The sequence below is a fragment of the Acidobacteriota bacterium genome, assembly GCA_016713675.1.
Lineage (GTDB): Bacteria > Acidobacteriota > Blastocatellia > Pyrinomonadales > Pyrinomonadaceae > OLB17.
Window position 1 is genome coordinate 1023770 of the sequence record JADJOS010000001.1, and the last position, 12359, is coordinate 1036128.

Sequence of the window (12359 nt, forward strand, 5' to 3'; positions counted from 1 at the left end):
CTCCAAGCTTCAACCATGCGCGTCGGCAGGTGCTTCTGACAGAGAAGCCGCAAACTCAACGATCGGCCTGATCAGGTCGGTATCGTAATTGGTCTTAACACGCTGCATCACAGCGGTGATCCGCTCGAGGCCCATACCGGTGTCGACCGACGGAGCGGGCAGCGGCGTCATTGTAAATGTGCCGTCTTCGTTCTGCGTGCGGTTGTACTGCATGAAAACGAGGTTCCATATCTCCATGGTCGTATCGCCTTCGCCGTTGACCCATTTTGGGTGATTTTTTGCCGGATCGTCCGGATCGTCGCCCATGTAGTAATGGATCTCGGAGCAAGGCCCGCACGGCCCCGTATCGCCCATCTGCCAAAAATTATCTTTTCGGCCATAGCCTAGGATACGTTCGGGTTTCGCCCCAGCCGCTTCCCACAACGAACGGGCTTCGTCATCAGACCCAACCTCATCATCGCCCTCGAAGACAGAGAACCACAGCCGCGATTCGTCGAGCTTGAGCTCGTTAACGAGAAAATCCCAGGCATACTCGATCGCCTCTTTCTTAAAGTAGTCTCCGAACGAAAAATTGCCGAGCATTTCGAAAAACGTGTGATGCCTCGCCGTTTTGCCGACCTCGTCCAGATCATTGTGCTTACCGCCGGCACGGATGCATTTCTGAGAGGAGACCGCCTGCGTATATTCGCGTTTCTCGTTGCCGAGAAATACATCCTTAAATTGATTCATGCCCGCGTTGGTAAATAACAGCGTCGGGTCATCAGCCGGCAGCAGCGGCGATGAATGGACGATCTTGTGTCCGCAGCGCTCAAAATACTCAAGAAATCTCGCTCTGATCTCGTTTCCTGTCATAACAGTAAATCTAACACAGCGACGCGAAACGTAGGAAACGCAAGTGCGAACCGGCGTGCCTTGGCAGATCGCCAACTTAGCACGCTCTTTCGCACTCGCGTTTAGTCAATAAAAACGATTATTTCGATTCCTTGAACTTTAAGGCCACCGAATTCATGCAGTAACGCAAACCTGTCGGTTCCGGGCCATCGTCAAATACATGCCCGAGGTGTGAGCCGCACCGTGCACATTCGACTTCGATGCGTTCTTCGGAAAGCAGATTGTCCGCCTTTTCGGTGACGTTCTTTTTGAAGATCGGCTCGAAAAAGCTGGGCCATCCGGTCTCCGAATCATACTTTGCGGCGGAACTGAAAAGGGCGAGCCCGCAAGCCGCACAGTAATACGTACCCTTTTTCTTATTGTCGGTCAGGGCTCCGGTATAGGCTCGTTCTGTGCCTTCCTTTCGAAGAACATAGTATGCGTTCGGCGAAAGCAGCTTTTTCCATTCGGCCTCGCTTCGAGCAATGACAACGCCATCAAATTCCCCCTCAACGAACGTGATCTCCGCGATCGTCTTGACCGCTGACTTTTTGGTCGGCGTCGGGATTGTGCGGATAGATGATGCGATCGCGGGCTGAACAGGTGCGGTAACGAAAGCCGCAGAAGAAATTGCGATCAATGCGAGTAAAGGTAAAACGAGCTTGAGTGTCATTGCCGTCTCCAAAAAAAAATGCACCTTGCAGAGAGCATCGGTGCATTAAGTATATAAATTATTTCTAAGAAACTTCTATCGGCCGACGCGGCCCAGTGGCTTGGAATTGAATTGTTTAGATCGTCTGATGATCTGAGGACTTTACCCTACCGGCTTTCAACAAGTACCCCTCCAGAAACTTGCATCCGACCGATACTTGAAATTTTTGCCTCAGATCATCAAACGAAGCTTGCAGCAGTTAGTTCGGCATTACAATTGTATCGATGACGTGGATCACGCCGTTCGAACCTTTCAGGTCAACTGCGGTGATGATCGACTTGCCGCCTTTTTCGTCCATCAAGACGACGTTTGTGCCTTCCATCATTGCCGAAAGCTTTCCGCCCGAGACGGTTGTAAGTACGGCCGTTCCGTTGCCTTTCTTGATCGCTTTTGCGACTGCCTTTGAATCTAGGTTGCCCGCGACAACGTGATAAGTAAGGATCTTGGTAAGCATTGCCTTGTTCTCAGGTTTGAGAAGCGTAGCTACCGTTCCGGCCGGAAGCTTGTCAAAGGCACCGTTTACCGGAGCAAAGACAGTGAACGGTCCCGTTCCATTGAGCGTATCGACCAAACCTGCAGCCGAAACTGCGGCAACTAATGTGGTGTGGGCAGACGAACCGGCAGCGATGCCGACGATCGTCTTGTCTTGAGCCGAAGCAGCAGACGCACCAAAACTAACTCCTAACGCTAAAACAACTAATGCAAAAAATGATTTCATAACCGAATATCTCCCTTGTTCTTGTAAATTTTTATCAAAAGGCTTTTATGTCCCTTTGGTGAGGTTTTCGCGAACAGTGATTTTTCGGATTCAAAGAAATCGTAGTTTTTTTGAGGAGTAGTATCTCAGCGAGGCTGGTTCGGGTTGGGAATTTCTTCAAGGATCGATTCGCCGTACGACATATCGCCGCTCGTCCATTGCCATTTTTCATGCAAACGAATGCGGCCGTCGGTAAGGATCTCGGGCGTCGAATTGCAGATCCCCGTCATCAGTTCACTGCTCCGATTGATATGGTGATACCGCATTTCGAGTCCGCCTTCGGCATCGCAGAACGCGATAAGATGGCCCGAGATGATGTCGCCTCCATTGTAAACGGCTGTGACAATGTTGCCGGACTGTTGGTAATGAAAGACCGTCTCGGCTCCGACCTCGCCGGTTGCAGAATTTTGGACCGCCCCGAACTTACGGCCGTCATAATTGATCTTGCTCATCGTCCTCGCTCCCTCGCTTCGCTATCGATGCCATTTTCTCGCTGATCAGATCAAAACCGAATCCTTGCCGCAGCAGATGGTCGTAGAATTTCTTTGTGTCCTCGCGCGTTCCCGGTTTGCCCTTTAAACGAAGACGTTTCGCGATCGCGACATCTATCAGATCTTCCTCAGGCATTTTCTCAAACGCTTCGACGATCGCGCTCCGGACAACATCTTTATCGAGCTTTTTCTGCGACATCGACTGCTGCAAACGGCGTTTGCCTTGCGGTTTTTGGCGAAGCTTTGAGAGTGCTGTGTCGCGGGCAAATTGTTCGTCGTCGAGGTATTTATACTCTTTGAGCTTTTCGATCACGCAATCGACGATCTCTTCGTTGGTCCACAGTTTTTCTAACAACCGTTCCCGAAGCTCACGGACCGAACGCGGTTTGGCGGCAAGCAGCTTTACTGCGCGATTCATCGTCCGCTCACGCGAACGCTCAACGTCAGAGACCTTTCGGTCGCCTTCCTCGATCTTTGTGTATCGTCGTCGCATGAAGAACCTATTTTCCGTTGGTTAGTACGTGAAATGCAATCGAGGTCGCGCATTGCCTTGCCGCTGAACTAGAATCAATAGTGTGAACGGCATTCTCATCATCGACAAACCGGCAGGCATCACTTCGCATGATGTAGTGTCGCGCGTTCGACGCATCTTGCACACAAAACGAGTCGGTCACACCGGAACGCTCGATCCGTTTGCGACCGGCGTAATGGTCATCCTTGTCGGCCAGGCGACACGGCTTGCTCAGTTTCTGGATAAGGACACGAAGGATTATGAGGCGGTCGTGAGGTTCGGGTTTGAGACCGAAACCGGCGACCGGACTGGGGAAAGAAAGGGAGAAGGGGAGAAGCGGAGAAGCGGAGAACTAAGAGTTGAAGAGATAGCAGCTGTGTTGCCGAGATTTAGTGGCGAGATAGTGCAAACGCCGCCGATGTATTCGGCAAAAAAGATAGACGGCAAAAAGCTGTACGAGCTTGCCCGAAAGGGCGAGACGGTCGAACGCAAACCTGTTGCGGTCACGATTCACGAACTCTCCATGTCAGAAGCACCTGCGGTAGCGGGCGGATCAGTTGGCGAAGCAGACACGATCTGTATGCGCGTTCGATGTAGCGCGGGAACCTACATCCGCACGCTCGCCGAAGACATTGGAAGAAAGCTCGGCGTGGGCGCACATCTCGCCGAACTTCGGCGGACCGCAGCCGGAAAATTCTCGCTTCCTCAGAGCATTTCGCTCGAAGAACTCGCCGGTCTCGAAGATCCGGCTGTGGCTCTGATACCGATGAACGACGCCGTTTCGCATCTCGCGAAATTCATGATTCCCGATGATCGAATCAACAAAACGCAAAACGGGCTCTCGACGCGAGTATTCGATACAGAATTCAACAACGACCAGCCGATCCAGATGGTCGATGCGGCGGGCCAACTCATCGCGATCGGATTTTTTGACGCGGCGGAAAATGTTATACAGCCAAAGGTCGTTTTGGTATAAACTGTCGGCAGAGATTTGAATATGAAAAAACGAAATCTGGCATTAGCGTTTGGCGGTGCGGTCGGAGCGGCGGTTGCGGTCAAATTGCTGACGCGCGACGCGACGGTAAACTGGGACGATGTCTCGGACAAGGTCATGCATTCCGAGCATTCGCACTTTATAAATGTCGACGGAACCCGCGTACATTATCAGGAATTTGGCGACGCTGCAAAACCGGCGATGGTCCTGATCCACGGCTACACGGCGTCGGTTTACGTATGGAAAACTGTGGCTCCGATGCTCGCTGGAGAGGGTTTTCATGTCATCGCGGTCGATCTGCTCGGGTTTGGATATTCTGAGAAGCCGTCGTGGTTTGATTACTCGATCCAGTCGCAGGCAAGGATGGTGTCGCGGTTTATGAACCGCCTTGGTATCGGCAAAGCAACGATTGTCGGCAGTTCTTATGGCGGTGCGGTGGCGTTGAACCTTACGCTTGATAATGCCGAGTCGGTCGAAAAACTCGTCCTCGTCGACGCCGTCTGTAATGACGAACCGAAAGATCACCCGCTGTTAAAACTCGCATCCCTGCCCGGCGTTGGCGAGACCCTGACTCCATTTCTGCTTGATTCCAAAGCTTTCCTGCGAATGCGTATGCGAGGCACGCTCGCTAAGGCCAATCACGCGATGATCACCAACGACCGTATCGAATCGATCCGCCGGCCGCTTCGTGCCGCTGACGGCCACCGCTCGGTCCTCGCCACTTCGCGCAACTGGAGCGCCGACCGTCTCGAACAGGACGCTCATCTCATCAACCAACCGACATTGATCATTTGGGGCGACTCGGACACCGTCATCCCGATCAAAAACGGCTACAAACTCCACAAAGAGATTCTAAATTCCCGCTTTGTGATCCTAAAAGACTGCGGCCACGTCCCGCAGGAAGAAAAGAGCGAGATATTTACCGAACTCGTGAGCGAGTTTTGTCACGACAAAAAAGGACGAATCTCACGGGAAGATCACGAAGGTATCCAAATGGCACCATAGTCTAAAAATGCCTTCATTAACCGTAAAAAGGATTATCGCTGGAGCTATTGGTCTGCTTTTCGCTGTGGTGTATGGTATGTGGACGATGATGATCACGGGAGGCGGACACGGAAACTTCATCTGGTTCCTACTTTTCCTTTTTGTTGAGTTCGTTGGAATCTATTTTCCGCTAATGGCCATTCTAGCTGTTGACCTTAGGTCGTTTCTTGCAAAAATACTCTTTTCTTCGCTGATCTGTTTCAACTTGATCGTTAGTTCGATCATGATCATAGGCCGGATGACTGAATCCGGCGGCGCTCGGCCTACTGACTTTCAGAAGATGTGGCAGATGGGTGCCGGTTGGGTAGTCTTTGCGGCATTCGCTCACTTTTTGCCGACGATCATCTTTCTTTTCTTACTCATTAGATCAATTGTGTTTGGTTCGTCTTTGTCAGACAACGACGAAGCGGTCAGCCTTAACCTCAGCTAGTGTTATTACCACCACCGAGCAACATTTTACTTTACGGCAAGGGCGTGTTCACCACGATTCGCATCGCTCGCGAAGAACCGTTGTTTTGGGACAAGCATTGGACTAGGCTTGGGCGAGATTCGGGAAAGGTCGGTATCGATCTTTCTGAATTCTCAGAGACGAGAGTTTTCGAGGCATTAAAGCAAGAAATTGCCTCGAGCGGCGTTTCAGATGGCCGGGCTCGGATCACGCTTGTAGATCAGCGATCCGGAAATATTTGGCCCACCGAAACCGAACAGAACACGACGATGTGGATATTGGTTGGGGAGAGGCGTCCGCTGCCGTCGAAGTTCAGAATTACGGCGTCGCCGTATCGTCTCAACACATTTTCGCCGCTCGCGGGCATCAAATCGTGTAATTATCTTGAGAATTTGATGGCTGCTGAGGAGGCAAAGAATCGCGGTTTTCACGAAGCAGTTCGCATTAACGAACGCGCCGAGGTCACATCCGCAGCGATGGCGAATGTGTTTTGGCTAAAAGATGGAGTTTTGTATACGCCGAGCCTTGCGACCGGCTGCCTCGCAGGAACTACGCGGGAATTTATACTCGAAAATCTCGATTGCAGCGAGGTCGAAGCGGGAATTGAAGAATTGGATCTCGCCGATGCGATATATCTGACATCCGCCGGCCTCGGTATCGTCGCGGTCGACGAATTTGAAAGGTGCAAACTCCCAAATCCGCCTCATCAGATCACAAAGCTACTAACTTTGAACTAACAACTATTAACTTAACAAGAAGGAATCCAATCGGTTCAGTTAGTAGTTGTTAGTTAGGAGTTACTAGTTGCGTGGAAGGCGCTAAAAAACACGAACAGCGCGAAGCGGTGTTCGTGTCTGTTCGCGAAATTCGAAGCGAAACGATCTTACGCGGCGGTTTCGAACAGGGCGAGGATCTGTTTACCTTCGTTTGAACGAGGGTCGATGGTGCGGAGGTGTTTTTGCCCCTGCATTTCCCAGATCGCCGTTACCGAGCCGTCTTTTTCGACAGCCTGATAAGAAACGTCTTCGGGTTCTGCCGGTGTTTCTTCAACGACAGGTGCTGCCGCAACCGCTTCTGTTTTTTCCGTTGTCGCTGCGGCAACCTCTTCTACGGGTGCCTCAGCGGCCTGTACTGCTTCTTCTGACATCTAAATTACAAGTCTCCTTATACTGCTGCTTCAATAATAGTTTATTAATTGAATAGGAATTCTGACACATTTAGCGCGATTTTGTCGAGTCTCTTTTAATGACCTTCCCCAAAGTAAAAGGTCACCTTCCTGATCCAATACCGTCGCGACGCCTCAGATCAAGCTCATAAAACCAAAAATCGTTGTTCGGCTGGTCGACCTTTAGCTGGTCGGTCTTCCCGTTTTTGTCGATAGTGAATGTTACAAAGCCTCGCGGAAAATTGTACGAGACGGACGGGCGCCATTTGATCTCGAAGGTGTCATAGTGCCAGTGTTCGAGGTCAGCGACGAAATTTGGCGACGGGCCGAAACGCATCACGAGCCTGCCGTTCTCCGCGGCGATCGTCACGTCGCCATAAAGTTTGTCGCCGTAGGTTCCGGCATATTGAGCGATGGCGAGCGACGGTTTGGTGTCTTTAACGCGGGCGGCGTCAACCTTTGCCTTTTCTTCCGCATCGTGTGTCTTGCCGTCGGCGATTCGCTTGACGCCTTCTGCTATGTAATCGCGTTTCGGAGCACCGACCAGCACATCACGTATCTTGTTCATCATGACCGCAAACGCCGGCGACTCACTGTTGGTTAACACTACAAAGCCCGCATTCTCCTCAGGGATCAGCACGGTGTACGAGAGCATACCGTCGAGTCCGCCGCTGTGGTTGATGATCTTGCGGCCGTAGTAATCATAAACGAACCATCCCATTCCGACACCCGAAAAATGTCGCGGTTGGATTCCCGGCGTCGCTGCCGGCCCGACTTGCTGTGCCAGCCATTGCTGGTGCATCTGCCAGCTTTGCTGCTCGCTAAAGATCTGTTTGCCCTCGAATTTGCCTTTGCCTAACTGCGTTCGAACCCATTTTGATAGATCTACAACCGACGAATTCAGAGCCGCAGCCGAATACGAACCATCGACATTTCCGCGCGGCAAGGCGCGCAGTCTGCCGCCTGATTCGTTATGCGGCCAGGCAGCGTTGTCGGGGAGATTCTTGATGCTGCAAGTAGTGCGGTTCATGTCGAGCGGTTTGAGGATACGCGTCGTGACAAAATCGCACCACGATGTACCCGAGGCCTTTTCGACCACTTTTCCGGCGGCGATGAACATCAGATTCTGATAACCATAACGCGTACGAAAGCTCGAGACGGGCTTGAGATAGCGCAAACGACGAAGAATCTCGTCGGGCGAATAGGTCGTCTCGTACCAGAGCAGATCGCCGCTGAACGTGTCGAGCCCGACACGGTGCGTCACCAGGTCGCGAATGGTCAATTCGCTCGTTACCCACGGATCGTACATTTGAAAGTCAGGCAGATATTTCGAAACCTTGTCGTCCCAATTGAGCTTTTTCTCATCAACAAGTATCGCAAGGCTCGCCGTTGTGAATGCCTTTGAATTCGATGCGATGGCGAAGACCGTGTTCTCGTCCGGCTTGTCCGGCTTTCCGAATTCCCGAATACCGTAGCCCTTTTGCATCACGACCTTGTCGTCCTTAACTATCGCAATGGACATTCCGGCGCCGGAATCTTTCCAGGTTGAGATCACGGTGTTTGCGTAATCGTCTATCTCTTTAAGCTTTTCGTCGAGAGTTTGTGCGTGGACGAAGAGCGGGAAGACGAAAAGAATTAAGACAAGTAACTTCAGGTTTTTCATATTACTCCAAATCGTTGTTTTGGCACGCTCGTTCAAACTCGCGTTTACGCCATTAGTACTTCGAAAAGTCGCCAATCGCCATCGATGCCGTCGAACGAACGAACGCCCAATTCGCGGAACTCCAGTCCGGAACCGGCAACGAGGTCTTTTACGGTCCGCGAGACAAGAATGTTGCCGTCCCCCGAGAGATCAGCGATCTGTCGGGCGAGATCGACGGCAAAGCCGCTGTACGAATCGCCAAGTACGTCACATTCGCCGGTATGGAGGCCGATCTTGAGTGCGATACCCTGTGCTTCCGCGGCCTGGTTTATTGCCGCTGCACAGCGGATGGCTCGCGCCGGGCCGTCGAAAGCGGCCAGCGTCTCTTCGTCGCCGACCGAGACCTCACGGCCCTTGTACATTGGCAGCTGACGGCGAACGAACGCCTTTGAACGAGCGATGAATTCCTCCCATCCATCCGTGCCGCGTCTTGACGACTCGGCATCCGGATCGGCAAATGAGACGCTCATCACGGTTGCGAGGACACGGTCGTATTCGCCGGCCGAACGGACACTAGTGACAAACTGTTCGATCTCGTCGAGTATCTCAGCCTGATCACCGACAAACGGCAGGTGATCTATGCCGCCAAGTTCGACGTATTTTGCATCAGGAATTTGTGTCGCGACAAAACGCCCTTCTTCGACCTTGAGACACATATCGCCTGAGCGGTGAATAACAAGCGTCGGCACGCGCACCGACGGCAGCACGCCGCGAACGTCGATCTCGGCATTCATCTTTGTCAAAGCAACTGCGGCACCCGGGCTCGCTCCCATTCGTAGATACGTCGCCCACCATTCGCGAAATTCGGGATCATTCGCCATCGACGGTGCACGCTCGTCGATACCCACGGGCCCGCCCCATTCATTTCGCATCAGCTCGAAAAAGGCCTCACGCTGCTTTTCGGTCGGAGCCCACGGATATTCGTCGTCACGGATGCGTTTAGCATAAGTGCCGATCATTACGAGGCCCGCAGTTCTCTCGGGATATGTCGCGGCGAAAAGCGAACACATCGGCCCGCCTTCGCTGACGCCAACGAGGATAGCCCGCTGCGAACCGACTGCGTCCATTACAGCATGCACATCTTCCATTCGCTGTTCGAGCGTCGGCAGTTCGCTCAATGGAACGCGATCCGAAAGGCCTGTTCCGCGTTTGTCAAACAGAATCAGCCGAGAGAATGAAGCGAGGCGTTCGAGAAACGATGCTAAGAGGTGATGCTTCCAAAAATACTCAAGATGCGACACCCAGCCCATGACAAAAACAATATCAACTGGGCCGTCGCCTAGAACCTGGTACGCAATATTTACTTCGCCGTTTTGGACATACCGCGTCTCGGGCGTTTGCCTTATAAGAAGGGGTGACGACGAAGTATGAATTGGGGACGCGCCTCTTTCGAAACTGTGTGTCCCGTCATCAATGTAAACTCGGGCACGCACTGTCTCGACAACTTCGGGTTCGGACGTCAGCCTTTGGTCGGTCGAAACCTCGCCAATGAACCGATAGCCGAATTTCGGCACGGTCTCGATCATCTCAGCGCCCAAAATTCGACGGAGCTGCGAGATATTCTGAGCGAGATTGTTCTCCTCAACAAAGCTGCCTTCCCAAACCTCTTCGAGCATCCGCTCTTTGCTCAGCACCTTGCCCGCATTCGCAACCAGCATTTGAAGAGTGTCAAACAGCTTCGGCGGCATCTGCAGTGCCGCCTCGCCATCGAAAAAAAGGCGTTCGGCGGCATCAAGGCGAAACCTCGAAAAGCTGTAAATTGCTCGTGCGTTATCCGCCATCTGTCCTCTTCATAAATTCTTCAGAAATCTTTCATAAAAACCTAAAGAATAGATCATGCCCGCTGCGGCAAACTGAAATTGGTCAGGAAAGTATTCCGGCTAACCGCGATTTTAACACGAAGATGCATGATCTTATGACAACAAAACGGCAGCGGGAGATCGTTATCGAATTCGAAAGAGTGCAGCTCATAAGAAAGCGGGCACACACGACGATCGTCAACTGCAGTAAGTGTAATTCGGACGTCGATTGCGTAACCGCGTCCTTGGCTGCGGAGCTTTTCGATATTGAGTTGGGTGAATTTCTTGGTTTTGTTACACGATTTGGGGTTCATCACGAACATGGACCTACCGGCACGGCGATCTGTGTCCCTTCGCTGTTAGCAGAAATGCAGCAAAGACACGACAAAGGGACGAAGCTCATCCTAGACTCGGCCTCACATGGCTTAGATGAGATCGGTCGAATTTATTAAAACAGATCTTTGGGGGACTTTCATCGCACCGTAAATGCGGAGCAATAAATTTAGAGGAGTAAAAATGAACTTTCGATCTTTTAGAACAATACTTAGTGGTCTTTTGCTATTTGTCATGACGGGCGGGGCATGGGCAGCTCCCGTCGTGCGGCAAGGGACCGGTGCAAATACGGCCGCTCTTCAAGCGATCGTCGATCAGTTTCGAGCCGATCTTGGCGGTGCCAACAACGGCGTTGGCGGATTGTTCACATCCGGCCGGCGAGAGATCAACTGGGACGGCGTGCCCGACAGTTTTTCGGAACCAAACAATCTGCCGTTAGATTTTTTTAACGTGAACAGCCCTCGGGGCGTAATTTTTAACGCCATTGAGGATGCCACCGGAGCCGCGCTCAATCAATTTGCCGTCAGCGCAACCACCGCCTCGGGCGTGCCCGTCCGGTTTGCCAACATCAACGCGACCTACTCGTCGATCTTTACGACATTTAGCGCTCAACGCCTGTTCACGGTCCGCAACACGAATATTATGGAAGTCAATTTTGTGATCCCGGGAACGAACACTCCGGCGACCGTCAGCGGTTTTGGCGTTATCTTTGCCGATGTCGATTCGGCGACGGGTGGAAACCGATCTCTGATCCGCGTTTATGGAACCGACGGCAGACAGCTTTCAGCTGCTTCCGCCGGGGTTCTGGACAATGGCCTTTCGTTCGTCGGTATTTCGTTCAATGCGGGCGAACGCATAGCCCGCGTGGTCATAGAAAGCGGAAACGCCGCACTTTCCTCCACCAATAACGACGGTGTGAGTGGTGTCGACGTGGTCGCAATGGATGATTTCATCTACGGCGAACCTCGTGCATCTCAATTCCACAGCGGTGATTTTGATGGCGACGGTATTTCCGACTCAGCCATCTTTCGTCCAAGTAGCGGCACATGGTTTCGCATAAACAGCGGTTCCAATACGGTTTCCCAAGAAAACTTTGGCCTGCCGGGCGATATACCGCTGGACGGGGATTTCGATGGCGATTCGCGTGCGGACGTCGCGATCTTTCGTCCCTCGAACGGCGAATGGTATTTCAGACGCAGTTCGAACAGTTCTGTATACGGAGCACAATTCGGCCAGAACGGCGACAAACCTGTGGTTGGCGATTACGATAAGGACGGAAAGAGCGACATCGCACTCTGGCGGCCCTCGAATGGCAACTTCTTCGTGTTGCGAAGCAGTACCGATTTCACAACCTTCTTCGGATATCCATTCGGTGTGAATGGCGACATTCCTGTTCAGGGCGGAGCTCAGTAAGGATTCGTTGTACGAGTGTCAGGAGAACGGAGCCGGGAATAGAAAGTAATATTCCCGGTTCTTTTTTATTGCAGGTGTCTTTTCTCTTGTCACTTATCTCCTTTCCCTGCTATCCTTTGC

14 protein-coding genes are annotated in these 12359 nt (G+C 52.1%); 6 read left to right on the top strand and 8 right to left on the bottom strand.

The window, feature by feature from the left end:
- Positions 1-9: 9 nt before the first annotated feature.
- The 5 genes from IPK01_04605 to IPK01_04625 form a co-directional block, all read right to left on the bottom strand.
- Positions 10-852: a hypothetical protein gene (locus IPK01_04605; GenBank protein MBK7932774.1), complete on the bottom strand. Its 843-nt coding sequence runs from the start codon at positions 850-852 to the stop codon at positions 10-12.
- Between the two features lie 118 nt (positions 853-970).
- The gene (gene msrB / locus IPK01_04610) at positions 971-1543 is read right to left on the bottom strand and encodes a peptide-methionine (R)-S-oxide reductase MsrB (protein MBK7932775.1); all 573 of its coding nucleotides are present in this window, start codon (positions 1541-1543) and stop codon (positions 971-973) included.
- A gap of 238 nt (positions 1544-1781) precedes the next feature.
- Positions 1782-2300 (bottom strand): fasciclin domain-containing protein, encoded by a 519-nt coding sequence (locus IPK01_04615; GenBank protein MBK7932776.1) that lies wholly within the window; start codon positions 2298-2300, stop codon positions 1782-1784.
- Between the two features lie 125 nt (positions 2301-2425).
- Positions 2426-2791 carry a n-acetylglutamate synthase gene (locus tag IPK01_04620; protein ID MBK7932777.1) on the bottom strand — a complete coding sequence of 122 codons (366 nt, stop codon included), beginning with the start codon at positions 2789-2791 and terminating at the stop codon, positions 2426-2428.
- A complete protein-coding gene (locus IPK01_04625) occupies positions 2772-3323 on the bottom strand; it encodes a RecX family transcriptional regulator (GenBank protein MBK7932778.1) in 552 nt (183 codons plus the stop codon). The genes IPK01_04620 and IPK01_04625 overlap by 20 nt, the downstream gene beginning before the upstream one ends.
- 82 nt (positions 3324-3405) lie before the next feature.
- Here IPK01_04625 and truB point away from each other — a divergent pair, with 82 nt between their 5' ends.
- The 4 genes from truB (at position 3406) to IPK01_04645 (ending at position 6564) form a co-directional block, all read left to right on the top strand.
- Positions 3406-4317 carry a tRNA pseudouridine(55) synthase TruB gene (gene truB / locus IPK01_04630; GenBank protein ID MBK7932779.1) on the top strand — a complete coding sequence of 304 codons (912 nt, stop codon included), beginning with the start codon at positions 3406-3408 and terminating at the stop codon, positions 4315-4317.
- Positions 4318-4338: 21 nt separating this feature from the next.
- Positions 4339-5340, top strand: a complete 1002-nt coding sequence (locus IPK01_04635) for an alpha/beta hydrolase (GenBank protein ID MBK7932780.1) — start codon at positions 4339-4341, stop codon at positions 5338-5340.
- A gap of 85 nt (positions 5341-5425) precedes the next feature.
- Entirely contained in the window at positions 5426-5809 is a 384-nt protein-coding gene (locus IPK01_04640) for a hypothetical protein (protein MBK7932781.1), read from the top strand.
- Complete coding sequence (locus tag IPK01_04645; protein MBK7932782.1) at positions 5809-6564, top strand: aminotransferase class IV; 756 nt, start codon at positions 5809-5811, stop codon at positions 6562-6564. The genes IPK01_04640 and IPK01_04645 overlap by 1 nt, the downstream gene beginning before the upstream one ends.
- 146 nt (positions 6565-6710) lie before the next feature.
- On the opposite strand, the gene IPK01_04650 is transcribed toward IPK01_04645, so the two are convergent.
- The 3 genes from IPK01_04650 to IPK01_04660 form a co-directional block, all read right to left on the bottom strand.
- Entirely contained in the window at positions 6711-6974 is a 264-nt protein-coding gene (locus IPK01_04650; protein ID MBK7932783.1) for a hypothetical protein, read from the bottom strand.
- 121 nt (positions 6975-7095) lie between these two features.
- Complete coding sequence (locus tag IPK01_04655) at positions 7096-8655, bottom strand: serine hydrolase (GenBank protein ID MBK7932784.1); 1560 nt, start codon at positions 8653-8655, stop codon at positions 7096-7098.
- Between the two features lie 44 nt (positions 8656-8699).
- Positions 8700-10475, bottom strand: a complete 1776-nt coding sequence (locus IPK01_04660) for an alpha/beta fold hydrolase (protein ID MBK7932785.1) — start codon at positions 10473-10475, stop codon at positions 8700-8702.
- A gap of 134 nt (positions 10476-10609) precedes the next feature.
- Here IPK01_04660 and IPK01_04665 point away from each other — a divergent pair, with 134 nt between their 5' ends.
- Positions 10610-10945, top strand: coding sequence for a hypothetical protein (locus tag IPK01_04665; protein MBK7932786.1), 336 nt, complete (start codon positions 10610-10612; stop codon positions 10943-10945).
- Positions 10946-11009: 64 nt separating this feature from the next.
- Complete coding sequence (locus IPK01_04670; GenBank protein MBK7932787.1) at positions 11010-12239, top strand: VCBS repeat-containing protein; 1230 nt, start codon at positions 11010-11012, stop codon at positions 12237-12239.
- Positions 12240-12359 lie beyond the last annotated feature (120 nt).

What these genes read in the sequence shown, in the direction of transcription:
- IPK01_04605 (MBK7932774.1), bottom strand. Translation starts at nt 852, where the DNA reads ATGACAGGAAACGAGATCAGAGCGAGATTTCTTGAGTATTTTGAGCGC.
- msrB (MBK7932775.1), bottom strand. Translation starts at nt 1,543, where the DNA reads ATGACACTCAAGCTCGTTTTACCTTTACTCGCATTGATCGCAATTTCT.
- IPK01_04615 (MBK7932776.1), bottom strand. Translation starts at nt 2,300, where the DNA reads ATGAAATCATTTTTTGCATTAGTTGTTTTAGCGTTAGGAGTTAGTTTT.
- IPK01_04620 (MBK7932777.1), bottom strand. Translation starts at nt 2,791, where the DNA reads ATGAGCAAGATCAATTATGACGGCCGTAAGTTCGGGGCGGTCCAAAAT.
- IPK01_04625 (MBK7932778.1), bottom strand. Translation starts at nt 3,323, where the DNA reads ATGCGACGACGATACACAAAGATCGAGGAAGGCGACCGAAAGGTCTCT.
- IPK01_04635 (MBK7932780.1), top strand. Translation starts at nt 4,339, where the DNA reads ATGAAAAAACGAAATCTGGCATTAGCGTTTGGCGGTGCGGTCGGAGCG.
- IPK01_04640 (MBK7932781.1), top strand. Translation starts at nt 5,426, where the DNA reads ATGATGATCACGGGAGGCGGACACGGAAACTTCATCTGGTTCCTACTT.
- IPK01_04650 (MBK7932783.1), bottom strand. Translation starts at nt 6,974, where the DNA reads ATGTCAGAAGAAGCAGTACAGGCCGCTGAGGCACCCGTAGAAGAGGTT.
- IPK01_04655 (MBK7932784.1), bottom strand. Translation starts at nt 8,655, where the DNA reads ATGAAAAACCTGAAGTTACTTGTCTTAATTCTTTTCGTCTTCCCGCTC.
- IPK01_04660 (MBK7932785.1), bottom strand. Translation starts at nt 10,475, where the DNA reads ATGGCGGATAACGCACGAGCAATTTACAGCTTTTCGAGGTTTCGCCTT.
- IPK01_04665 (MBK7932786.1), top strand. Translation starts at nt 10,610, where the DNA reads ATGACAACAAAACGGCAGCGGGAGATCGTTATCGAATTCGAAAGAGTG.
- IPK01_04670 (MBK7932787.1), top strand. Translation starts at nt 11,010, where the DNA reads ATGAACTTTCGATCTTTTAGAACAATACTTAGTGGTCTTTTGCTATTT.